Origin of the sequence: Leifsonia aquatica (genome assembly GCF_014190775.1) — a bacterium.
Taxonomy (GTDB): domain Bacteria; phylum Actinomycetota; class Actinomycetes; order Actinomycetales; family Microbacteriaceae; genus Leifsonia; species Leifsonia aquatica.
Genome location: NZ_JACHVP010000003.1, coordinates 311,697 through 332,759 on the forward strand (window position 1 = coordinate 311,697; position 21,063 = coordinate 332,759).

The 21,063-nt window shown below is 71.3% G+C and carries 22 protein-coding genes and 3 tRNA genes; 14 read left to right on the forward strand and 11 right to left on the reverse strand.

All coding sequences use genetic code 11. The annotated features are described in order from the left end of the window. Positions 1-13 precede the first annotated feature (13 nt). Positions 14-1,051: a YeiH family protein gene (locus FHX33_RS14815; protein WP_021758658.1), complete on the reverse strand. Its 1,038-nt coding sequence runs from the start codon at positions 1,049-1,051 to the stop codon at positions 14-16. A 112-nt stretch (positions 1,052-1,163) separates the two neighbouring features. Further along, positions 1,164-1,478 (reverse strand): YbjQ family protein, encoded by a 315-nt coding sequence (locus FHX33_RS14820; RefSeq protein WP_021758656.1) that lies wholly within the window; start codon positions 1,476-1,478, stop codon positions 1,164-1,166. Positions 1,479-1,835: 357 nt separating this feature from the next. On the opposite strand from FHX33_RS14820, the gene FHX33_RS14825 reads away from it, so the two are divergent. Together FHX33_RS14825 and FHX33_RS14830 are read left to right on the forward strand one after the other, a co-directional pair. Then, on the forward strand, positions 1,836-2,051 hold the full coding sequence (locus tag FHX33_RS14825) for a DUF2283 domain-containing protein (RefSeq protein ID WP_021758652.1): 216 nt from the start codon (positions 1,836-1,838) through the stop codon (positions 2,049-2,051). A 92-nt stretch (positions 2,052-2,143) separates the two neighbouring features. Continuing rightward, positions 2,144-2,521 carry a helix-turn-helix domain-containing protein gene (locus FHX33_RS14830; RefSeq protein WP_183428667.1) on the forward strand — a complete coding sequence of 126 codons (378 nt, stop codon included), beginning with the start codon at positions 2,144-2,146 and terminating at the stop codon, positions 2,519-2,521. Between the two features lie 34 nt (positions 2,522-2,555). Here the strand turns inward: FHX33_RS14830 and FHX33_RS14835 are convergent, their stop codons facing one another. Further along, a complete protein-coding gene (locus tag FHX33_RS14835; protein WP_155829085.1) occupies positions 2,556-3,116 on the reverse strand; it encodes an ATP-dependent Clp protease proteolytic subunit in 561 nt (186 codons plus the stop codon). 166 nt (positions 3,117-3,282) lie between these two features. Here FHX33_RS14835 and FHX33_RS14840 point away from each other — a divergent pair. From FHX33_RS14840 to FHX33_RS22200, 3 genes are all read left to right on the forward strand, one after another. Beyond that, a tRNA-Tyr gene (locus tag FHX33_RS14840) sits at positions 3,283-3,364 on the forward strand. 141 nt (positions 3,365-3,505) lie between these two features. Next, positions 3,506-4,318: an inositol monophosphatase family protein gene (locus FHX33_RS14845; protein ID WP_183428668.1), complete on the forward strand. Its 813-nt coding sequence runs from the start codon at positions 3,506-3,508 to the stop codon at positions 4,316-4,318. 54 nt (positions 4,319-4,372) lie between these two features. Continuing rightward, positions 4,373-5,269, forward strand: a complete 897-nt coding sequence (locus FHX33_RS22200) for a peptidoglycan DD-metalloendopeptidase family protein (RefSeq protein WP_183428669.1) — start codon at positions 4,373-4,375, stop codon at positions 5,267-5,269. Between the two features lie 40 nt (positions 5,270-5,309). On the opposite strand, the gene FHX33_RS14855 is transcribed toward FHX33_RS22200, so the two are convergent. From FHX33_RS14855 to FHX33_RS14865, 3 genes are all read right to left on the reverse strand, one after another. Continuing rightward, entirely contained in the window at positions 5,310-7,040 is a 1,731-nt protein-coding gene (locus tag FHX33_RS14855; RefSeq protein ID WP_021754440.1) for a glycoside hydrolase family 13 protein, read from the reverse strand. Then, positions 7,037-8,161 (reverse strand): LacI family DNA-binding transcriptional regulator, encoded by a 1,125-nt coding sequence (locus FHX33_RS14860; RefSeq protein WP_183428670.1) that lies wholly within the window; start codon positions 8,159-8,161, stop codon positions 7,037-7,039. The genes FHX33_RS14855 and FHX33_RS14860 overlap by 4 nt, the downstream gene beginning before the upstream one ends. A gap of 147 nt (positions 8,162-8,308) precedes the next feature. Then, positions 8,309-9,190 (reverse strand): pentapeptide repeat-containing protein, encoded by an 882-nt coding sequence (locus tag FHX33_RS14865; RefSeq protein WP_183428671.1) that lies wholly within the window; start codon positions 9,188-9,190, stop codon positions 8,309-8,311. A 136-nt stretch (positions 9,191-9,326) separates the two neighbouring features. On the opposite strand from FHX33_RS14865, the gene FHX33_RS14870 reads away from it, so the two are divergent. From FHX33_RS14870 to FHX33_RS14885, 4 genes are all read left to right on the forward strand, one after another. Beyond that, entirely contained in the window at positions 9,327-10,283 is a 957-nt protein-coding gene (locus FHX33_RS14870) for an aldo/keto reductase (RefSeq protein ID WP_183428672.1), read from the forward strand. Positions 10,284-10,390: 107 nt separating this feature from the next. Continuing rightward, positions 10,391-10,462: transfer RNA gene (locus FHX33_RS14875), tRNA-Thr, on the forward strand. Positions 10,463-10,491: 29 nt separating this feature from the next. Next, a tRNA-Met gene (locus tag FHX33_RS14880) sits at positions 10,492-10,565 on the forward strand. 100 nt (positions 10,566-10,665) lie between these two features. After that, positions 10,666-11,517 carry a MerR family transcriptional regulator gene (locus tag FHX33_RS14885; RefSeq protein ID WP_248616286.1) on the forward strand — a complete coding sequence of 284 codons (852 nt, stop codon included), beginning with the start codon at positions 10,666-10,668 and terminating at the stop codon, positions 11,515-11,517. An 11-nt stretch (positions 11,518-11,528) separates the two neighbouring features. On the opposite strand, the gene FHX33_RS14890 is transcribed toward FHX33_RS14885, so the two are convergent. Continuing rightward, the gene (locus tag FHX33_RS14890) at positions 11,529-13,454 is read right to left on the reverse strand and encodes a DUF6807 family protein (RefSeq protein ID WP_338042939.1); all 1,926 of its coding nucleotides are present in this window, start codon (positions 13,452-13,454) and stop codon (positions 11,529-11,531) included. A 40-nt stretch (positions 13,455-13,494) separates the two neighbouring features. Further along, positions 13,495-14,868 (reverse strand): MFS transporter, encoded by a 1,374-nt coding sequence (locus FHX33_RS14895; RefSeq protein ID WP_021764630.1) that lies wholly within the window; start codon positions 14,866-14,868, stop codon positions 13,495-13,497. Between the two features lie 210 nt (positions 14,869-15,078). Here FHX33_RS14895 and FHX33_RS14900 point away from each other — a divergent pair, with 210 nt between their 5' ends. The 3 genes from FHX33_RS14900 to FHX33_RS14910 are packed head-to-tail and all read left to right on the forward strand — an operon-like array spanning position 15,079 to position 16,792. Next, complete coding sequence (locus FHX33_RS14900; RefSeq protein ID WP_039923454.1) at positions 15,079-15,567, forward strand: SRPBCC domain-containing protein; 489 nt, start codon at positions 15,079-15,081, stop codon at positions 15,565-15,567. Further along, positions 15,564-15,881 carry an ArsR/SmtB family transcription factor gene (locus FHX33_RS14905; protein WP_021764632.1) on the forward strand — a complete coding sequence of 106 codons (318 nt, stop codon included), beginning with the start codon at positions 15,564-15,566 and terminating at the stop codon, positions 15,879-15,881. Before FHX33_RS14900 ends, FHX33_RS14905 begins: the two co-directional genes overlap by 4 nt. Positions 15,882-15,934: 53 nt before the next feature. Next, positions 15,935-16,792, forward strand: coding sequence for a patatin-like phospholipase family protein (locus tag FHX33_RS14910; RefSeq protein ID WP_221209638.1), 858 nt, complete (start codon positions 15,935-15,937; stop codon positions 16,790-16,792). A gap of 7 nt (positions 16,793-16,799) precedes the next feature. Here the strand turns inward: FHX33_RS14910 and FHX33_RS14915 are convergent, their stop codons facing one another. Genes FHX33_RS14915 through FHX33_RS14925 form a run of 3 tightly spaced genes read right to left on the reverse strand, consistent with a single transcriptional unit; the run spans position 16,800 to position 18,703 of the window. After that, positions 16,800-17,099 carry a DUF2277 domain-containing protein gene (locus FHX33_RS14915; protein WP_021762132.1) on the reverse strand — a complete coding sequence of 100 codons (300 nt, stop codon included), beginning with the start codon at positions 17,097-17,099 and terminating at the stop codon, positions 16,800-16,802. Positions 17,100-17,143: 44 nt separating this feature from the next. Continuing rightward, positions 17,144-17,869: a FadR/GntR family transcriptional regulator gene (locus FHX33_RS14920; RefSeq protein WP_021762130.1), complete on the reverse strand. Its 726-nt coding sequence runs from the start codon at positions 17,867-17,869 to the stop codon at positions 17,144-17,146. A 39-nt stretch (positions 17,870-17,908) separates the two neighbouring features. Continuing rightward, entirely contained in the window at positions 17,909-18,703 is a 795-nt protein-coding gene (locus tag FHX33_RS14925) for an SDR family NAD(P)-dependent oxidoreductase (RefSeq protein ID WP_021762128.1), read from the reverse strand. A gap of 97 nt (positions 18,704-18,800) precedes the next feature. Here FHX33_RS14925 and FHX33_RS14930 point away from each other — a divergent pair, with 97 nt between their 5' ends. Continuing rightward, positions 18,801-19,526: an SDR family oxidoreductase gene (locus FHX33_RS14930; RefSeq protein ID WP_039921696.1), complete on the forward strand. Its 726-nt coding sequence runs from the start codon at positions 18,801-18,803 to the stop codon at positions 19,524-19,526. A gap of 161 nt (positions 19,527-19,687) precedes the next feature. Then, positions 19,688-21,028 carry an ABC transporter substrate-binding protein gene (locus tag FHX33_RS14935; protein WP_021762124.1) on the forward strand — a complete coding sequence of 447 codons (1,341 nt, stop codon included), beginning with the start codon at positions 19,688-19,690 and terminating at the stop codon, positions 21,026-21,028. Positions 21,029-21,063: the final 35 nt, after the last annotated feature.

Sequence of the window (21,063 nt, forward strand, 5' to 3'; positions counted from 1 at the left end):
CGGGCTCGACGAGCTACAGCTGCCCCATCACCCAGATCACGAGCAGGCTGGTCCCGGCGACGAGGGTCGACAGGGTGAAGCCGAGCAGGAGCGGTCGCCAGCCGGCGCGGCGGATGGCGGCGAGGTCGGTGGAGAGGCCGATGCCGGCGAGGGCGACGGAGACGAGGAAGACGCTGACCGCGACCAGCCCGTCGTGCACGCCGCCGGGGATCGGGATGAACGTGTTCGCGACGGCGACCAGCAGGAAGCCGATCAGGAACCACGGCACGAGCCCGAGCGCGCGGCGGGCGGTCATCGGCGTACCCGCGTTCGTCCGGCGGTTCTCGGCGATGGCGAGGCCGATGCTGATCGGGATGATCATGAGGGTCCGCACGAGCTTGACCACGACCGCGAACCCGAGGGCCGACGTCGCGAAGAGACTCGCCGCCGCGACGACGGAGCTGGTGTCGTTGACGGCGGTCCCGGCGAACAGCCCGAAGGTGTGGGGATCCATCCCGAGCGCGTGGCCGAGGTACGGGAAGACGACGACCGCGATGGCGTTGAAGAGGAAGATCGTGGAGACCGCGTAGGCGATCTCCGCGCTGGTCGCTCCGATGATCGGCGAGACCGCGGCGATCGCCGAGGCGCCGCAGATGCCGGTGCCGACGCCGATCAGGGTGCGCTCGCGGGTCGGGATGCGCAGGGCGCGGCCGATCAGCCAGGCCGCGAGCAGACACACGACGAGCGAGCTCAGCATCACGGGGAGCGATTGCACGCCGACGACGAGGATGCTGGACAGCGACAGCTGTACGCCGAGGAGCACCACGGCGAGTTGCAGCACGAACTTGCCGGAGTAGCCGACGCCGGGCGCGAATCGTCCCGTCGGCTTGCGGATGACCGCCACGACGACGCCGATCAACAGTGCGGGGAGCGCGCTGCCCAGGGCGGGCACGAGCCGCGCGATGCCCGTCGCGACGAGGGCGATCACCACCGTGATGCCTACGCCGGGTGCGACGTCGACCCCGCGGGTGACGAGACGGGCCGGGAGGGTGCGCACGGGGGAGACGTTCATTCCACCGAGCATCTCCCGGCCGGGGCCGCCTCGGCTACCGACGCGCGGTTGGGCCGTTGCAACCGTGGGTTGTGGCCGGACCCGCGACCGGGTTCGGAACCGGCGGAACCGATCAGGAGATCGTGACGGCGGTTCCGTACGCGCAGACCTCGACGCCGGCCTGGCCGTAGTCGTTGGTCTCGAAGCGGAACGCGAGCACAGCGTTGCCGCCCTTCGCCTGCGCCTCGTCGGCCAGGCGACCGAGCGCCTCGGTGCGCGCCTCGTGCAGCAGCGCGGTGATGCCCTTGAGCTCACCGCCCGCGAGCGACTTGAAGCTCGCCCCGAGGTTGGAGCCGAGGTTGCGCGAGCGCACGGTGAGGCCGAACACCTCGCCGAGGACGTTCGTCACGGTGTGGCCGGGGATGTCGTTGGTCGTCACGATCAGCATGGACAGACCATCCCACACCGCGGGTCGCGCCTCCAGCCTCCGATACGGGGCACACGACCGCCGGCCGCTTCGGCTACGCGGTCTCTCTCAACTCGGCGTAGTACGTCACGTGGCAGCCGTCACCGGAGCATTCCACGCACACGGTGATCTCCTCACCGTGCTGGGCGGGGTCGGCACCGGTCCCGTCGCACCGTTCGCAAATCTCCAAGGTCCTCATGCCGACGATTCTGCGCCCGGCCACCGACATCCGTGGAAGCGGCTGCGGGGTGTCGCCGATCGGTGTCCCTCTCACGGCGGACCCGCAGGGTGGTACGACGGTCCGACGACAGCACGGACGCCGCGCCGTAGCGTCGAGTCATGCGTATCGTCTACGACCCCGAACTGGATGTGGCCCACCTCCTGTTCGACGAGGGCGCGGCCGGAGCGCCCCTGCGCGGCGAGGTCACCGGGGTGCCGGCGGGCGGTTACGTCGACGCCGAGTACGACGCGGAGGGGCGGCTGGTGGGCCTCGAGGTGCTGGGCGCGCAGCGGGTGCTGCCGCCGGAGGTGCTCGCGGGCGCGGAACCGGCGTGACCGGCGGATCGATGTCGCTGCGCGTTCTGCTCTGAGCAGAATCGCCGGATCGCACTGGTCCGGATCCGGGCTGCGCGGCTTAGGCTTGCGCCATGCTTCTGCGGCACGCTCTCGGGTCCGTGCTCCGCCGGATACGGACGGAGCAGGGGACGACGCTGCGCCAGCTCTCCGAGACGTCGCGGGTGAGCATCCCGTACCTCTCCGAGATCGAGCGGGGCCGCAAGGAGGCGTCGTCCGAGATCCTCGCCGCGCTGTGCCGCGTGCTGGAGGTGCCGGAGGGCGAGCTGCTGACCCGCGTCGCCGCCGAGTTCGCGGGGGCGGCGGGTGTGCAGGCCGCCGCACCGGCGCAGGTGCTCAGCCTCGTCCCCGAGCGCGACGAGGTCCCTGCGTCGCAGACCGCGGTCGCGGCGGTCGCCGAGTCGGCCTCCACCACCGAGACCGCACCGGCCGCGCTGCTGCTCGTCGCCTGAGCGTCAGCGCTCGGCTCGGCTCCGGCGCCCGGGGTCAGGCCCGCAGCGCGCCCGTCGTGCCGACCACCGCATCCACGAATCCGTAGTCGAGCGCCTCGTCCGCGGTGAACCAGCGGTCCCGGTCGCCGTCCTCGACGATCTGCTCGACCGTCCGGCCCGTCTGCTCGCTCGTGAGCTGCGCCATCCTCCGCTTGAAGTGGAGGATCTGGTTGGCCTGCGTCTGGATGTCGGCGCTCGTGCCGCCGAACCCGCCGTGCGGCTGGTGCATCACCACGGACGCGTTCGGCAGGGCGTAGCGCTTGCCCTTCGCACCCGAGGAGAGCAGGAACTGCCCCATCGAGGCCGCGAAGCCGAGCGCCACGGTCGCGACGTCGGCGCGCACGAAGTTCATCGTGTCGTAGACGGCGAAGCCCGCGGTGATCGAGCCGCCGGGGGAGTTGATGTAGAGGTAGATGTCCTTGTCGGAGGCGATGGAGTCCAGCAGCAGCAGCCGGGCGCAGACCTCGTTCGCGGTCTCGTCGGTCACCTCGCTGCCGAGGAAGACGATGCGTTCTTCCAGCAGGCGCTGGACCGGGGAGTTCATGTCGGTGTCCATGCGCCCATCCTGAGCGGCGCCGAGGGCCCGTGTCATCGGCTTCTGCCGGGCGCGAATTCGCCGCGGGCAGACGCCGCGCACGGCCTGATTTCGCGACGGGGCGCGCGACCAGTATTCTTATGTGGCGCCTTCGGTCAGCAGTTGACTGGTGGTCGGGAGCGCGAACGGCGAGTTACCCTAGCGGCCAAAGGGATCTGACTGTAAATCAGACGGCGTAGCCTTCGGGGGTTCGAATCCCTCACTCGCCACAGCGAACAACCCCCGGTCTTCCACGACCGGGGGTTTCGTCGTTTCTGGGGTCGCCGCATTCGGCACGAATCGTCGTTATGCGGCGGCGAAAGTCGACATTCGGCACGAATCCGCGGTGCGGCGCGTGGGAGGGTGGACGCATGACCTCCTCCGCAGAGCTCCGCGACATCGCCGTGACCATCGCGAAGCGGGCGGCGACGCTCGCGCAGCAGCGCCGGCGTGACGGCGTGGAGATCGCCGCCTCCAAGTCGTCCGTGTCGGACATCGTGACGCGGGCGGACCGGGAGGCCGAGGACCTGATCCGCGGGGCGCTCGTGGCGGCCCGGCCGGCGGACGGCTTCTTCGGCGAGGAGTCCGGCGGCGACGCCGGGACGAGCGGACTCACCTGGGTGGTCGACCCGATCGACGGCACGGTGAACTACGCCTACGGCATCCCGGCCTATGCGGTGAGCATCGCCGTCGTGGAGGGTGATCCCGACCCCACGACCTGGCGGACGCTGGCCGGCGCGGTGGTCAACCCGGAGTCCGGGGACGTGTTCGCCGCCGCGGCCGGCCGGGGCTCGACCCGGAACGGTCAGGCGCTGCGCGTGAACGAGGGCGTGGAGCTCCCGCTCGCCCTGGTCGGGACCGGCTTCGGATACGACGCGGGCGTGCGGCGGCGACAGGCGGAGTTCGTGGCGCGGCTGATCGGCGAGGTGCGCGACATCCGCCGCATCGGGTCCGCCGCCCTCGACCTCTGCGCGCTCGCCGCGGGTCGGCTCGACGCGTACTACGAGCGCGGGCTGAACCCGTGGGACCACGCGGCCGGCGCGCTCGTCGCCCGGGAGGCCGGAGCGCGTGTCGGCGGCCTCGACGGTGGACCGGAGGATGGGCGGCTGCTGCTCGCCGCGGCACCCGCGCTCTACGAGGCGCTGGAGCCGATGGTGCAGGAGTTCTTCGGCGCCTGGGAGTAGGCGGACGCGCCGGCGAACTGGCGTGATGTTTATCGATTTGTTACTTTTGGTCGAGTGCGCCCCTCCACCGACCACAGCGCCGGCCGATCCGAGCCGGACGCACCGGTGACCCGACGGGCCGCACGAGCCGCCCGCGAGGCGCGCGAGGCCGAGAACCGCTCGACTAGGCGTGCGCGTCGCAACCGCGCCGCCGTGGTCGCGGCGAACGCCTCCGCGTCGCCCACGAGCAAGGGTCGCGCCGGCCGCGGCGTCAGTGTGATCGCCATGTTCGCCGTGCTCGGCATCGGCGTGGCCACGTCGCTCCCGGCGATGGCGCTCCTCACGGAGGAGCAGGTGCGCGCCACGGCCGTCGCCGAGGCGTTCCCCGATGCGGGGGCCGCCCGCGGAGACGTGCAGGCGCTGGATCGAGTGGAGTCGGACCAGACCGCCGTCGTCGACCGCGAGAGCCCGGAGGTGACCGCGGCCGAGCAGCTCGCGGCCGTGCGCTCGATGCGCATCGCCAACACCTTCACGAACAACCCGCGCGGCGCGATCCAGTGGCCGTTCCCGGTCGGCGTCCCGATCTCGTCGTGGTTCGGGCCGCGCGAGGCGCCGACGGCCGGAGCCTCCACCAACCACCTGGGCGTCGACTTCACCCCGGGCGAGGGGGTGCCCATCCAGATCATCGCCGACGGCGTGGTGCGGGAGGTCGTGCTCGGCGACAACGGCGGCTGCGGCGTCAACGTGACGATCGACCACATGATCAACGGTGCACTGGTGAGCAGCAAGTACTGCCACATGCAGCGCGGCTCGGTCCAGGTGCAGGCCGGGCAGATCGTCAAGGTGGCCGACATCGTCGGCAAGGTCGGCAACACCGGCGTCTCGACCGGTGCGCACCTCCACCTGGAGATCCGCCTGAACGGCACCGAGCCGGTCGACCCCTACGCGTGGCTGAAGGCCAACGCGTCCTGAGCCGACCGGCCCGTGGCCGAGACGGTTACCGCGGCTGCGGTCAGACCAGCCAGGCGGTGGTGTCGCGCGGGAGGCTGCGGCCCTCGAGCTCGCCGCTCGCCAGGACGATGTCGCCCGCCGGCAGCTCCACGAGCCGCTCGCCGAAGTTGGCGACCACCGTGACGCCGCCGGAGCGGAACGCGAGGGTGTCCGGGCCGAGGTCGAACCAGTCCAGCTCGCCGAACGCGAGGTCGTGCGCGCGGCGGGCGGCGAGCGCCTCCTGGTACATCGTCAGGGTCGAACCGGGCACGCCCTCCTGCGAGGAGCGCGTGTAGGTCGCCCACGACGCGGGCTGCGGCAGCCAGCTCTTCGCCGACGGCCCGAAGCCGTAGGACGGATCGGTGCCCTCCCACGGGATCGGGACGCGGCAGCCGTCGCGGCCGTAGCGCTCGCCGTTCGTGCGGAACCAGGTCGGGTCCTGACGGGCGTCGTCGGGCAGGTCGATCGCCTCGGGAAGGCCGAGCTCCTCGCCCTGGTAGAGGTAGGCCGAGCCGGGGAGCGCGAGCATGAGGGCGGTCGCCGCGCGGGCGCGATGCAGCGCGAAGACCGGGTCGGGCAGGCCGGTGGTCTTCGGGCCGATGCCGTGGCCCTGGAGGTTCTCGCCCGTCAGTGCGAGGCGCGTCGCGTGCCGCACGACGTCGTGGTTCGACAGCACCCAGGTGCTGGGCGCGCCGACGCTGCCGAAGACGGAGATCGACCGGTCGATAACGGTGCGCAGCGCCGCCGCCTCCCACGGCGTCTCCAGGTAGCCGAAGTTGAAGGTCTGCTGCATCTCGTCGGGCCGCACCCAGTGGGCCAGCTTCTCCAGCGGCTCCACCCAGGCCTCGCCGCAGAGCACGCGGTCGCCCTCGTACTCCTCGAGCACCCGGTGCCAGTCGCGGTAGATCTCGTGCACGCCGTCCTGTGCGAAGTACGGCGGGGTCGGCGGCTCGTCGCCCGCGTGGCCCTCGATGCCGGGCTCGAGCGCGACGGATCCGGCGCCCCCGCCCATGCTGCCCGCGTGCTCCGGCGGGGTGTAGTCGGGGAGGCCGGCCTCCTTGATCATGCCGTGGGCGACATCGACGCGGAAGCCGTCGACGCCCCGGTCGAGCCAGAAGCGCAGGATGTCGCGGAACTGCTCCCTGACCCACGGGTTCGTCCAGTCGAAGTCGGGCTGCGACTTGTCGAACAGGTGCAGGTACCACTGGCCCGGGTTGCCGTCCGCCTCGTCGACACGGGTCCACGCGGCGCCGCCGAAGATGGACTCCCAGTTGTTCGGCGGCAGCTCGCCGTGCTCGCCCTTGCCGTCGCGGAACAGGTAGCGCGCGCGCTCGGGGCTGCCGGGACCGGCCGCCAGGGCCTCCTGGAACCAGCGGTGATCGCTCGACGAGTGGTTCGGCACGATGTCGATGATCACGCGCAGCCCGAGCTCGTGCGCGGTCGTCAGCATGGTGTCGAAGTCGGCCAGGGTGCCGAAGAGGCGGTCGACGTCGCGGTAGTCGGCGACGTCGTACCCGGCGTCGCGCTGCGGCGAGGTCTGGAACGGGGAGAGCCAGACGGCGTCGACACCGAGGTCGCGCAGCGCGGGGAGGCGGTGCGTGATGCCCGGGAGGTCGCCCATCCCGTCGCCGTCCGCGTCGGCGAACGACCGCGGGTAGACCTGGTAGATGACGGCGGAGCGCCACCACTCGCGGCCGGGGGAGCTGGGCGCGAGGGCGGAGGAGTCGGGGGTGTTGGCGGTGATGACGGTCACCTCTCGTTCGGGCTGCCGGCGGACAGCGCTGGATGTGCGGGGTCTGGGGGCGCCGTGCTGGAGCGCACGACGAGGTCGACGGCGACCGGGACGGTGACGGGGCGCTCGTCGTCGGCGTCGGTGCCGTCGGCGAGTGGTGTCGGCAGCGCGGTCGCGGCGGTCGTGCGCGGCCCGGGGCGGCGGCGCCCGCGTTCCACGCTCCGCAGGAGGAGCTCGACGGCCTCCTCGCCCTGCAGTTCGGGGTGCTGGGAGATGGTCGTCAGGCCGAAGAAGTCTGCGAGGGGATGGTCGTCGACGCCGATCACCGACAGGTCGCCCGGCACCGAGAGCCCGAGCTCGCGCGCGGCGAGGATGCAGCCGATCGCCATCTCGTCGGAGGCGGCGAAGATCGCGGTGGGCCGGTCGGCGGGGTCGGCGAGCAGCTCCATCGCGGCCGCGTGCCCGCCGGGGATGGTGAAGTCGGCGCCGCGGTTGCGGTCGAGGTCGGGCGCGTGCCCGGCATCGCGCAGCGCGGCCTCGAATCCGAGCCGGCGCTTCGTGGGCGTGTGGAACTCGAGGTCCCACTCCTCACTGCCGCCGATGTAGGCGATGCGGCGGTGCCCCAGCCCGATGAGATGGTCGGTGGCGAGACGGCCCACCGCGATGTCATCGATCGTGATCGCGCTCGCGCCGGGCAGCGGGCCGCCGACGCCCGCGATGGGCTTGCCGAGCGAGAGCAGACGGCCGACCTCGTCCTCGTCGAGGGCGAGCGCGACGGCGATGACCGCATCCACCCGGTTGCGCAGGAGGTGGTGGTCGAACACGCGGCGGCGCTCGCCGTCGTCCCCGCTCAGGTTGTAGAGCGTGAGGTCGTAGCCGCGGCGCAGGAGGGCGCGCTCGGCTCCCTCGATCACGGACGTGAAGAACCAGCGGTTCAGGTGGGGGACGACGACGCCGATGTTGCGGGTGCGGCCCGAGGCGAGGCTGGAGGCGTCCGACGAGACGACGTAGCCGATCGAGGCCGCCACCTCGGCGACGCGCGTGCGGGTGCGGTCCGAGACGGAGCCGTTGCCGCTGAGCGCACGGGAGACCGTTGCGGTCGAGACTCCGGCGAGACGGGCGACGTCGTCGATGCCGGGCATCGCACCCCTTCCGCGGTCGTGTGAAGGCCGCGCACCGGGCGCGCGACCGGCCGGCGCCTGGCCGACGGGACGAGTCTAGTGGCGCAGACTGCGCGGAATGGAAGCGTTTCCAGTGAGCGGTCTGTGTACGATGCCCGATCGGCCGGCTCAGCCGCGCCAGTGCGAGGGTCGCGTGAGCCCGGCCGGAAGCAGCGTGCTCGCGTCGCCGGTCGCGGCGTTGACCTGGGTCTGCGTGACGAAGAGGGCGTCGCGCAGGTCGGCGCCGTGCACGCGCGCGTCACGCAGGTCGGCGCCGAGCAGCTCGGCGAAGGAAAGGTCGGCGTCGCGGAGGTCGGCCGCGATCAGGAGTGCACCGCGCAGCTCGGCGGCGCGCAGATCCGCCCCGCGCAGATCGGCGCCCAGGAGGTCGGCGCCCGGGCGGAGGCGGGTCGGGGCGACGCGGGGCTTGCGGGCGGCGGCGGACTTCGGGTCGCGCCGGCGGCCGGGGGAGCGGGTCGCCGCCTCCCGGGTCAGACGCGCGGCCTCCCGGAGCAGCTCGGCCGCGGGGGCGCGCAGGGCATCGACGTCGAGCGCACGGATGCGCTCCGGGGTGTCGTCGGCCGCGGCGCGGACGGCCCGTTCGGCGGCGCGGAGGCGCGGGTGGAGGCCCTCGGCGGCGGGCAGGCGCAGCGCCTCCCGCAGGTACCAGAGCAGTTCGTGCAGCTGGCGGACGATCGGGAAGACCGCGAACATCCCGTCGCGGGTGGTGCCCCCGTCGTGCCAGGTCGCGCCGCCGAAGGTGTGCTGGGTCACGTGCTGGCCGGCGCCGAAGCAGTCGAACACCGTGCAGCCCTTGAACCCGCGGTCGCGCAGCTGCGGGTGGATGCGGCAGAGGAAGTCGTCGTCGAGGTTGACGCACGGGTCGCCGGCCGGCTTGTCGAACGCGAAGTCGGCCGACTTCGCGAACGCCAGCGCCACGCAGCACAGCCCGGCGCAGTTCGCGCAGTCGGCCGAGAGCGAGGGAGGCGAGGGGAGGGCGGCGACGTCCATCCCTTCAGCGTACGGCCCTCCACAGCGCGGGGCTCCGCGTAACCTTTCCACATCTTCAGCGCCTCCCGGAATTTCGCTCGGCCACTCGCGTTACCGTGAATTGACCGACACGACACACGAAACCGGAGAGATCTCTATGACCGCACCCCGTCGCACCATCGGCAGTTCCGACCTCGAGGTCTTCCCCCTCTCGCTGGGTGGCAACGTCTTCGGCTGGACCGCCGACCGGGACACCTCCTTCGACGTGCTCGACGCGTACACCGCGGCGGGCGGCAACTTCGTCGACACCGCCGACGGGTACTCCGCGTGGGTTCCGGGCAACACGGGCGGAGACTCGGAGCGCATCCTCGGCCAGTGGTTCGACGCCCGCGGCAACCGCGAGGACGTCGTGCTCGCGACGAAGGTCAGCCAGCACCCCGACTTCAAGGGGCTCGCGGCCGACAACGTCCGCCGCGCCGCCGACGCCTCGCTCGAGCGCCTCGGCAGTGAGTACATCGACCTCTACTACGCGCACTTCGACGACGAGACCGTGCCGCTGGAGGAGACCGTCGCGGCCCTCTCCGGCCTGGTCGACGCGGGCAAGGTCCGCTACATCGGCATCTCGAACTACAGCCCCGAGCGCATCGAGGAGTGGTTCCGCATCACCGAGGCCGAGGGCCTCCACCGCGCCGTCGCCCTCCAGCCGCACTACAACCTGGTCGAGCGCTCCTACGAGCAGAAGTACCGCCCGATCGCCGAGCGCGAGAACCTCGGCGTCTTCCCGTACTTCGCGCTCGCCGCGGGCTTCCTCACCGGCAAGTACCGCGACGGCGTGACCGTCGACAGCGCCCGCGCCGCCGGTGCCGCGAAGTACCTCGACGAGACCGGCCGCTCCGTGCTGGCCGCCCTCGACGAGGTCGCCGCGGCGCACGACGCCTCGGTCGCGTCGGTGTCGCTCGCCTGGCTGGCCGCCCAGCCGACGGTCACCGCGCCGATCGCCAGCGCGCGCACGCTCGACCAGCTCCCGGACCTTCTCGCGTCGGTCTCGCTGGAGCTCACCCCCGCAGAACTGGACGCCCTCGATGGCGCCTCGGAGGCAGCGCGGGCCGCCTGACCGGCCCGCGCGCAGTCGCGTCCACGGTGGTCGGAAGCACCCTCGCGGTGATGGTATCCTCGTACGGTTGCCAAAATCGTTCGGGCCTTCCGGCCAGGACCGGCTTCGCCCCCTTAGCTCATTGGTAGAGCACTTCCTTGGTAAGGAAGAGGTAGTGGGTCCGATTCCCACAGGGGGCTCCGTCTCCCCGATGTTCGGTGGAGACCGCGGCGGGGTAGCTCAGGTGGTTAGAGCACACGGCTCATAATCGTGGTGTCGCGGGTTCGAGTCCCGCCCTCGCTACAAAACTTGAATCACTGGAAACGGCGGCTGATCATCAGCCGCCGTTTCTCGTTGTCGGACCGCTCGGCGTCGTGCGGCCATGGGCCTTGACCCTCACACCGTGTCAGGCTGGAGTGTGGCCTCCATCATGTACACCATCGGGGAATTCGCGGCGATCGGGAGAATCAGCGTGCGGATGCTGCGGCACTACGACGCGATCGGCCTGCTGCCGCCGGCGCACGTCGACGAGCACAACGGGTACCGCTTCTATTCGGACGTCCAGCTTGCGAACCTGCTCCTGATCGTCGAGCTACGACAGCTCGGGATCGGCCTGGACGCCATCGCCGCCCTGCTCGCCTCCGCCGACCCGCGGCCCGCCCTGATGGCGACGCTGCGGCAACGCCGGGCCGAGCTGGTGGCGGGAATCGCCCAGGACCGCGACCGGCTCGATCGGCTCGAGCGGCGCCTCAACATCCTGGAAGGAACGGAAACCATGTCCACACTCGTCGAGTACCGCCCCCTCGAGGCGGCCACCGTCTACGCCGTCAGCGGCACCGCGCCCGGGATGGGGCCCGAGCTCGTGGGGCCGATCGTGGGGCCGCTCATCGGCTCACTGGACCAGGCTCTGGAGGCAGCGGGGCGTCCGATCCTCGCGCCCTCGACGTTCTGGTACGAATCCCGGGACGATGAACGGCTCGAGGTGCACATCTCCTATCCTGCGGAGACGCCTCCCCAGTCAGGCGACGGCTACGACGTCGTCGAGCTGCCCGCCGTGCCCCTGGCCGCGACACTGATGCACCACGGCGACATGTCCGGCATCGGCGACTCCTGGATGGAGCTCATCGAGAGCCTCGTCGCCGACGGCTACCGCATCGTCGGCCCCACCCGCGAGGTCTACGTGCGCGCCACCGGCCACATCCCGGGCCCCGACTGGCTGACCGAACTCCAGGCGCCCGTCGAGCGGGCCTCCTGATCGAGGACGCCTCAGTCGCCCACGACCATCGCGATCGTCCGCATGACCGGCTCCTCACCCAGACGGAGGGGCCGGTCCCAGGCGAGGGCCGAGCCCACACCCGGGTAGTCGGAGACGCGGACGAACCACGGGTCGTCGGACTCGGGAGGGGCAGCGAAGCGCACGCTCGCCGGTCCGTCGGCGAACTCCGCCGTCCAGCTCAGCCACGGCGCGCGGGAGCCGTTCACGGCCTCCTCGCCGGTCGCTTCGGCCGTGCGGACCTCCACGTTCCGGCAGGGGGCGAACCGCCAGAAGAAGCCTCCGTAGCCGGCGCCGGCGCGGCCGTGCGAGCCGGGGCTGCCCAGCTCGACGGGGCCGCCGGCCGCCGTGAGCGTGAAGCGCAGGTCGAGCCGCCACGACACCGAGTCGATCGCTGCGAACGTCCATTCGCGCGTCTCGTCGACGAGCGCGGCGCCGTCCGGATCGCACCACGTCAGCCGTTGCCGGAGGGTGTCTGATCCGACGACGTCCTCCGCCGCCCGGCGGATGGTCCCGTGGGTGCGGCGCCAGCGGTATCCCTCGCCGTCGGAACGGTAGTCGGGACCGCCCCAGAGGTTGGTGCCGCCGACGTCCGGCATGGCCACACCGACGCCGAGATGCCACGCGTGGTCGATCGGGAAGTGATCGGTGAGCGCCACACCGGCGAGCGTGCGGACGGGGTGCAGGTACGGCCGGGGGGAGAGGGAGGCCGCGACGGCGTCCCCCGAGCGGAGCTCGGCGACGGGTCGGCCATCGACGCGGAGCGCATCGTCCGCAGCCGCAGCCTGCGCCGCCCACGGCAGCCCGAGCTCGGTGAAGGTGGCCTCGGCCGCGCACGCTCGGAGCACCGCCTCCTCGATGCCGCGGATGACGATGTGCTCGTCGTCGCCGGAACCGATCCGGTCGACGAACCGCTCCGGGATCGGGTGGGGCTCCGGGCCGGTGCGCACCGCCTCGAGCACGCTCATGTAGGCCTCGGTCCCGTCGAGCGGGCTGAGCAGCTCGCTCCGGCCCGCGCGGGCGTCGAGGAGGTTCTCGAGCAGATCGGTGCGATCGAAGCGCTTGATGCGCACCGAGCCGCCGGCGTCGACGCGCACCTCGTCGGTCACGTAGAAGAAGGTGGCGGTCGCCGCCGAGCCGTGCACGGTGACGTACGGCTCGGCCTCCTCCGGCCCGCACAGGGTGAGCGCGCAGGTGACGTCCGGTTCGGGCGCGGGTCGCCGCACCCGGACCACGGTGGTGTCGTCGCTCTCGGTGGGGTTGGCGCGGTGGAGGTCGACCTCCACGCGTTCGAGGTCGCTCGCGCGGCGTGCACCGGCGACGGTCAGGGCGGTGATGACCGCGTGCGAGAGGGCGTTGGTGGCGACGCCGTCGACGACATCCACCCCGTCGAGCGTGCGCCGGCCGGCCCAGGGGGAGCGGGAGAAGTACGCGCGGCTCCTGGTCCACAGCCCGGTGGCGGTGACGGCGCGCACGTCGCCGAACTCGCCGGCCTCGATCGCGGCGCGCAGCCACGGGATGGTGTGCGAGCCGAGGCTCTGGAAGCCGACCTGCACGCGCCGCCCGCGCTCGGCCGCGAGCATGCGCAACCGGTCGAACTGCTCGAGGGAGGTCACGGGCGGCTTCTCGAGATAGAGGTCGGCCCCGGAGGCCAGGACGGCCTCGGCCAGGCCGAAGTGCGTGTGCAGGGGAGTGGAGACGATGACGACATCCAGGTCGTGCTCGGCGGCGAGCAGTGCTGCCGCGTCAGAGTACGTCCGAACGCCGTCCGGCAGCTCGCCGGGCTGCAGCGGGGAGGGCTCGGCCACGGCGACAAGGGTCGCGTGGCCGAGCCCCTGCAGGCGGGCGAGGTTGCGGCGGTGGACGAGTCCGAAGCCGTGGGCGCCGATCAGGCCGACACGCGCCATGCCTGTGCTCACCTGCCGGCCCTCCATCCCTTCGCTCCCGCTGCCCGTCGGCTCATGCGCGCCGGGTGCGGGCTTCGTTCCGAGCCGTGCGCACCTGCTTGATCGGTGCGGTCTCGAGCTCCTCGAGATCCAGTTTGGCGGTCTCGCGCGAGCGCCAGGCGGCGAACGCGGAGATCAGCGAGAAGAGCAGGGTGAAGGCGCCGATGACCAACGGGACGCTCGCGCTGCCGGGAGGAGCGATCGCCGCGAAGACCGCGGGCAGGAACCCGGTGATGAACAGCGCCAGGTTCTGCGAGACGGCGAAGCCGGTGACCCGGGTGCGGGTCGGGAACAGCTCCTGGAAGTAGCTCGCGAAGGTCGCATTCCACAGCTGGTAGAGGATGCCGAAGATCAGGATGGCGAGCACGACCGTCAGCGGCACGTTGTTCGCCTGCACCACGAACAGGTAGGCGAACGACAGCACGCCGGCGCTCAGCGGACCCCAGATCATCAGCGGGCGGCGGCCGATCCGATCGGACAGCCTCCCGAAGAACGGGATGAGGATGATCGCGACGATGTTGGCCACGACCGGGATCCACAGGTACACGGAGGGCGACATCCCGACGCCGTACGAGGGCTGAGTGGCGTAGGCGGTGCCGAACACGACGACGGTGACCCCGATCACGTTCGCGAGGCCCATGCACACCGCACGGAAGACCGTGCCGCCGTTCTCGCGGAACAGCTGAGCGACCGGGACGCGCGGCACGCGCTGCTCCTGCTGCTCACGCTGGAACGACGGGGTCTCCTCGACCCGCGCGCGGATGATGAGGCCGGCGACGATGACCACGACGCTCAGCAGGAACGGCACGCGCCAACCCCACGCCACGAACTGGTCGTGCGAGAGGAAGGTCGAGAGCGGGATGAAGCTCGCCGAGGCCAGGATGCTGCCCGCCTGCGTGCCCTGGAGGCTGAAGCTGGTGAGGAAGCCGCGCTTGCCCTCGGGAGCGTGCTCGACGATCATCGCGCTCGCACCGCCGAGCTCGCCGGCGACGGCGAACCCCTGGATCAGGCGCAGCACCACCAGCAGGATCGGCGCGAGCACGCCGACCTGCGCATAGGTGGGCAGCAGGCCGACCAGCAGGGTGCAGATGCCCATCACCATCATCGCGAAGACGAGGATGCGCTTGCGGCCGTACTTGTCGCCGAAGTTGCCGAGGACGAACGCCCCGAGCGGGCGGGCGACGTAGCCGACACCGTAGGTGGCGAGGGAGGCGATCAGCGCGACCGCGGGACTCTCGCTCGGGAAGAAGATCTGCGGGAAGACCAGGGCGGCGGCCGCGGCGTAGATCGAGAAGTCGTAGTACTCGAGCGCGCTCCCGACCCAGCCGCTCATGGCCGCGCGGCGCGGCATGCGCCGGGCCTCGAGCGAGGTGACGTCTTCGGACATCCTTGTCTCCTGTCAACGTTGACGATGTGATGGTAGACGCGGTAAGCGCTTTCCAGTTGCTTGTGCACCGATGGTAGGCCTGAATCGATTCAAGGTCAAGCCGAGGCCCACGCTAGGTTTCTGCAACCAAGGGGTTGCGCTTGTTGCGGGATGGTGCAACTATTGGGTTGCAGGAGGGCGAACCGGCTCTCCCTCAGGGAAGGAGCCGAGATGGCAACCGAGAACCCGGCGGCAGTCGCCGACACCGAAGAGCTCACCGTCCGCCGCACGATCCGCATCGCCGCACCGCGGGAGAAGGTGTGGGCCGCCGTGACCGAGCCCGCGCACATCTCGCGCTGGTTCGCGGCGACCGTGCTCGACCCGCAGGGGGACGGCTCGATCACCTTCGAGGGCTACGGGACGGTCCCGCTGCGCGTCGCCGCGATCGACCCGCAGGACTCGGTCACGTACCTCTGGAACAACGACGACAACCTCGGCGTGCACCCGGCGGAGGTCGACGAGGCGAGCGCGACGCGGTTCACCTTCACGCTGGCCGACGACCAGGACGGCACCCGGCTGACCGTGGTCGAGTCGGGCTTCGGGGCCACCTCCGACCCCGCCGCGAACGTGCAGTCGCACCGGCAGGGCTGGACCGACGAGCTCGACAAGCTGGTCGCCCTCCTCGAGGACGGCGTCGAATTGGCCGGCGCGCGCGCGTGAGCGTGCCGACCCTGGTCCCCGTGTTCGCGGCGCTCGGCGACGACACGCGCTGGAGCATCCTGAGCGCGCTCGCGGAGGGGGAGGCCTCCGCGAGCGCGCTCGAAGCGGTGCTGCCGGTCTCGCGCCAGGCGATCGCCAAGCACCTGGCCGTGCTGCAGGAGGTCGGGCTCGTCGAGTCCGTCCGTGTCGGCCGCGAGGTGCGGTTCCGGGTGCTCGGCTCGGAGCTCAGCGCCACGGCCAGACGCCTCGACGCCATCGGCGCGGCCTGGGAGCGCCGCCTCGCCGAGATCAAGCGCATCGCGGAGGAACTGTAGGCGCGGATGCGATGCCATGCTCCGGCGTCACCGGTCTCGGGCAGAATGGCGGCATGTCGATGACGAGTGGTGCATTGGTCCTGGCCGGCGGCGGCGTGGCGGGAATCGCGTGGGAGACCGGCGTGCTGCTGGGGCTCCAGGATGTGGAGCCGGCGCTCGTCGAGAGCATCCTCTCCGCGGAGACGACGTTCATCGGGACGTCGGCGGGCTCGACGGTCGCCGCACAGCTGGCGGGCGGGACGGCTCTGAGCGAGCTGTTCGCACATCAGATCGTGGAGGAGACGGCGGAGATCGATCCGCAGGTCGACATGCAGGGCCTCATAGCGAGCTTCGCCGGCGCGATGACGGACGTCGCCTCTCCGGAGGAGGCGCGACGCCGTATCGGGGCGCTCGCGCTCGGCGCCCGGACCGTGCCTCCGGAGGCCCGGCTCGCCGCCGTCGACGCGCGACTCCCCGTGAAGACGTGGGGCGAACATCCGCTCCTGATCCCCGCCGTCGACACGGCGACGGGCGACCTCCGGGTCTTCGACCGCGACTCCGGCGTCGGCCTCGTGGATGCGGTCGCCGCGAGCTGCGCCGTGCCGGGAGTGTGGCCACCGGTCGCGATCGACGGGACGCTCTACATGGATGGCGGGACGCGCACCTCGGCGAACGCCGATCTGGCCGCCGGCGCAGACCGCGTCCTGATCCTCGTGCCCGGGCCGGAGGAGTCGCCGATGGGCGCCGCCCTCCCCGCGGCGGAGCTGGCCGCGCTCGAGCCGGCACGCGTGCGCGCGATCTTCGCCGACGACGCGTCGCTGGCGGCGATCGGCGTCAACCCGTTGGACCCGTCCACCCGGCCGGCGTCCGCGAGAGCCGGGCGGGAGCTCGGCCGGCGCGTGGCGTCGCAGGTCGCCGCGTTCTGGGGCTGAGCGGCGATTAGCTGACGGACGCCGTCCGGACCCTGACCTCGCGCTCCATGCGCTTCTCGTGCCGCTGCCGGCCCTTCACCGCCTCCGCCTCCCGACTCTTCGGCGGGGCGTTGGTGACGAGCTGGTCGAGCATCCGGCGGGTGGCCCGGGCGATCTCGTCGATCGCCTCGTCGAAGGCCGGGGTGTTCGCGCGCGACGGATGTGTGGACCCGCTCACCTTGCGGACGAACTGGAGGGCGGCCTCCCGCACCTCGTCGTCGGTCGTGGGCGGCTCGAAGTTATGAAGGCAGCGGATGTTGCGGCACATGCGCCGACGATAGTCCCGTTCGCGTCGCGGCGCAGCCCTCGCGCTCAGCCGTCGGATGACTCCAGCGCACTGCGCACCAGCAGCTCGCGCATGACTGTGAACGCCTCGTCGGCGTTGCGGGTCTGGATGGCGGTCGCGACGGCACCGTGCAGCGAGAGTGCTGTGGGGTGAGGATGCTGCGGGCCGAGCCCGTGGGCCAGCCAGCCGTGGAGGATCTCGCTCACGAGGGACTCGAGCTGGCGGAACATCGGATTGCCCGAGCAGGCCAGCACGAGCGAGTGGAACTGCACGTCGAGCTCGAGGAACGCCTCGCGGTCGCCCTCCTCGCTCGCGGCCCACATGCGCCCGGCGATGCCGACGAGTTCCGCGGCCTCCTGAGCAGTCGCGCGGGTGGCGGCGAGGCGCGCGGCCTCGGGCTCGATCGCGATGCGGAGCTCGGTGAGCGCGTCGATCTGCTCGGCGCGGTCGGGGGACTCCATGCGCCAGCGGATGACGCGCGGGTCGAGGAGGTTCCACTCCTCGGAGCCGAGCACGACGACACCGACGCGGCGCCGGGAGATGACGAGGCGCATGGCCTCCAGCACCCGGATGGTCTCACGGCCGACCGAGCGGGAGACCTCGTACTTGCGCTCGATCTCCTCCAGCGTGATGACCGTGCCCGCGGGCATGCGGCCCGAGCAGATGTCGGCTCCCAGCTGATCGAGCACCTGACCGTGCAGGCCCGGGAGGGACTGCTGGTAGTGCGCTGTACGCGGCGTGGGAGACGGCATGTCGGGAACCTATCACGTGGGGGAGGGGCGGGCGCCTGCTCAGAGCAGGCCGGCCCGCTCGTACGCCTTGGCCGGGATCTGGGTGGCGAATTTGCCGCCGCTGACGTCGATCAGCGTGCCGGTGATGTACCGCGCGGCGTCGCTGGCGAGGAAGAGCACGAGGTCGGCGACCTCGGCCGCATCCCCCCAGCGCCGCAGGGTCAGTGTGTCGAGCAGGCGCGACTGCGCGTCGGCCGGCAGCTCGGCGAAACCGTTCATCCCGGTGGGGATCATGCCGGGCGCGTACGCGTTGACCGTGACGTCCCACGGGCCGAGCTCCCCGGCGAGGACGCGGGTGAACTGCACGACCGCCGCCTTCGACGCCGCGTAGGCGGCGCTGCCGACGCTCGGGACGATGGCGGCGAACGACGCCGCGTTGATGACCCGGCCGTGGGCGCTCTCCTTGAGGTAGGGGATGGCGGCCTGGCAGACGCGGAAGACGCCGGTGACGTTGACGTCGAGGCAGCGTGAGAACGCGGTGTCGCTCAGCTCTTCGACAGTGCCGTCGACGTTGATGCCGGCGTTGTTGACCACGACGTCGATACCGCCGAACTCATCGGCGACCTGCCGCAGCGCGCGCTCGACGGAGGCGGAGTCGGTCACGTCGCAGGCGAACGCACTGGCGCGCCCTCCGGCGGACTCGACACCCTCGACGAACTCCCGCGCCCCGTCGAGCACGACGTCGAGTACGGCGACGGTCGCGCCGGCGTCGCTGAAGCTCTGCGCGATCGTGCGGCCGATGCCGCGGCCGGCGCCCGTGACGACGACCACGCGGCCGTTCAGTCCCCAGTCCATAACTGTTCCTCCCGAAAGTCTTTTACGCATACTATTACAGCGCGAAGCACCTATTAAGATGCTTTTTACATCGTGCGTGGACAAGGGAGGTTCACTGGTGAGCGATTCGCCGGTCATCTGGATCACGGGCGGCGGCAGCGGCATGGGCCGCGCCTCCGCCATCGCTGCGGCCGAGTCGGGCTGGCGGGTGGCCGTCAGCGGGCGCAGGCCCGACGCAGTGGAGGCGACCGTCGTGGCCGTCCGCGACGCAGGGGGAGAAGCGCTCGCCGTCCCGGTCGACGTCACCGATCCGGCCGCGCTCCGCGACGCGCACGCGGCCATCGAGCAGACCTGGGGCCCGGTCGCCGGGCTGGTGCTCGCGGCCGGGCTCAATGCGCCGCACCGCGCTTGGGCTGACCAGTCGGCCGACGAGTTCGCGGCGATCGTGGACACCAACCTCGTCAGCGTCGCCCGCATCGTCGACCTCGTCCTGCCCGGGATGCGCGCGGCCGCGGCCGGGAACATCGTCGTGGTCTCCTCGCGCTCGGCCTGGCGGTTCTCGCCCGGCGCCGGAGTCGCCTACATGTCCAGCAAGGCGGCCCTCGCGACGCTCGTCGCCTCCCTCAACGACCAGGAGAACGGCAACGGCGTCAAGGCCTGCCACCTGTGCCCGGGCGACGTGGACACGGACTTCCTCGCCCTGCGCCCGACGGTTCCGGATGCGGACCAGCGGTCCACGATGCTGAGCGCCGACGACATCGCCCGCGCGGTCCGGTTCGTGCTCGACAGCCCGCACCACGTGCGCATCGACGAGCTCGTCATCACTCCACTCGGCCAGAACTGACCGTCCGATAAAGCATACGTATTAACCGAATGCTGTGTTATCGTATCCCCACGCCCGGTCAGTGACGACGCGACCGAAGCGTCCGCGACCAGGCGAAAGGACTCCCGGCGCGGTTCCTCGCGACGACTCGTAGACGAGCCGTCCACAGCGGAAGGAAACCCATGTCTCTGAAACGCCGCTCCGCCGCGCTCGCCGCGGCCGCAGCGCTCGCGCTCATCCTCACCGGCTGCGCCGGTGGGACGACCGGGGGCGCGAAGTCCTCCTCCGGCCCGAGCGCGGACGAGATCGAGAAGGCGCTCTCCACCCCGACGACCATCGACTTCTGGTCGTGGGTGCCCGACATCCAGAACGAGATCGACGCGTTCCAGAAGGAGCACCCGGCGATCACGGTCAAGCTGCAGAACCAGGGCGGCGCCACGGCGCAGTACCAGAAGCTGCGCGCGGCCATCAAGTCGGGCGACGTGCCGGACGTGGCCCAGATCGAGTACTCGTTTCTGCCGTCGTTCACGATCACCAAGAGCATCCTCGACCTCGGCGCCTACGGTTACGGCGACTACAAGAAGGACTACTCGCCGAGCGCCTGGGCGCAGGTCTCCAGCGGCGACGCGGTCTGGGGCCTGCCGCAGGACCTCGGCCCGACCGGTCTGCTCTACCGCACCGACCTGCTCGAGAAGGCGGGTGTGCAGCCGCCCACGACGTGGGACGAGTTCGCGGCCGCGGCCAAGACGGTCAAGGAGAAGACGGGGTCGTACATCACCGACCTGCCGGGCAACAGCTTCTCGCCCCTCCTGGCTCTGCTCTGGCAGGCGGGCGCCAAGCCCTTCGGCTACGACGGCGACAAGACGGTGACCATCGACTTCGACAGCGCCGAGGTGAAGAAGGTCGTCGGCTACTGGGACGACCTGATCAAGCAGGACCTGATCGCCACCGAGCCGCAGCTCGACGACAACTGGTACCAGCGGATGTCGCGCGGCGACTACGCGACCTGGCTGGCCGCCGCCTGGGGTCCGGTGTTCCTGCAGGGGACCGCCGCGAACACGAGCGGCCTCTGGCGGGCCGCCCCGCTCCCGCAGTGGGATGCCGCATCCCCCGCCTCCGGCAATCAGGGCGGATCGGCGGACGTCGTGCTCGCGGACAGCAAGCACCCGATCGTCGCGGCCGAGTTCGTGAAGTTCCTCAACCACGACGAGGCATCCACCACGAAGCTCGCCACCGAGCAGTTCCTCTTCCCGTCGCTCGTCGCGACGCAGAAGGAGTCGGCGTTCCGCGACCAGAAGTCCGACTTCTACGGCGGCCAGGCGGTCAACGACGTGTTCGTCGACATCGCCGGCACCGTGCCGTCGGACTGGCAGTGGCTGCCGTTCAACGACTACGCCAGCTCGAGCTTCAAGGAGACGCTGGGCGCCGCGATCACGGAGCGCAGCGACCTCTTCACCGCCCTGGACGAGTGGAAGAGCCAGCTCGTCGACTATGCGAAGCAGCAGGGCTTCACCGTCAAGTAGCACCCCGGGTGCGGGGCGGGCGACCTCCCGCCCGC

Coding starts and splice junctions, on each gene's coding strand:
- FHX33_RS14870 (WP_183428672.1), top strand. CDS start 9,327: ATGACCGCACCCCGTCGCACCATCGGCAGTTCCGACCTCGAGGTCTTC.
- FHX33_RS14860 (WP_183428670.1), bottom strand. CDS start 8,161: ATGCCCGGCATCGACGACGTCGCCCGTCTCGCCGGAGTCTCGACCGCA.
- FHX33_RS14820 (WP_021758656.1), bottom strand. CDS start 1,478: ATGCTGATCGTGACGACCAACGACATCCCCGGCCACACCGTGACGAAC.
- FHX33_RS14835 (WP_155829085.1), bottom strand. CDS start 3,116: ATGGACACCGACATGAACTCCCCGGTCCAGCGCCTGCTGGAAGAACGC.
- FHX33_RS14935 (WP_021762124.1), top strand. CDS start 19,688: ATGTCTCTGAAACGCCGCTCCGCCGCGCTCGCCGCGGCCGCAGCGCTC.
- FHX33_RS14900 (WP_039923454.1), top strand. CDS start 15,079: ATGGCAACCGAGAACCCGGCGGCAGTCGCCGACACCGAAGAGCTCACC.
- FHX33_RS14815 (WP_021758658.1), bottom strand. CDS start 1,051: ATGAACGTCTCCCCCGTGCGCACCCTCCCGGCCCGTCTCGTCACCCGC.
- FHX33_RS14865 (WP_183428671.1), bottom strand. CDS start 9,190: ATGGACGTCGCCGCCCTCCCCTCGCCTCCCTCGCTCTCGGCCGACTGC.
- FHX33_RS14825 (WP_021758652.1), top strand. CDS start 1,836: ATGCGTATCGTCTACGACCCCGAACTGGATGTGGCCCACCTCCTGTTC.
- FHX33_RS14920 (WP_021762130.1), bottom strand. CDS start 17,869: ATGCCGTCTCCCACGCCGCGTACAGCGCACTACCAGCAGTCCCTCCCG.
- FHX33_RS14910 (WP_221209638.1), top strand. CDS start 15,935: ATGTCGATGACGAGTGGTGCATTGGTCCTGGCCGGCGGCGGCGTGGCG.
- FHX33_RS14845 (WP_183428668.1), top strand. CDS start 3,506: ATGACCTCCTCCGCAGAGCTCCGCGACATCGCCGTGACCATCGCGAAG.
- FHX33_RS14925 (WP_021762128.1), bottom strand. CDS start 18,703: ATGGACTGGGGACTGAACGGCCGCGTGGTCGTCGTCACGGGCGCCGGC.
- FHX33_RS14895 (WP_021764630.1), bottom strand. CDS start 14,868: ATGTCCGAAGACGTCACCTCGCTCGAGGCCCGGCGCATGCCGCGCCGC.
- FHX33_RS14830 (WP_183428667.1), top strand. CDS start 2,144: ATGCTTCTGCGGCACGCTCTCGGGTCCGTGCTCCGCCGGATACGGACG.
- FHX33_RS14915 (WP_021762132.1), bottom strand. CDS start 17,099: ATGTGCCGCAACATCCGCTGCCTTCATAACTTCGAGCCGCCCACGACC.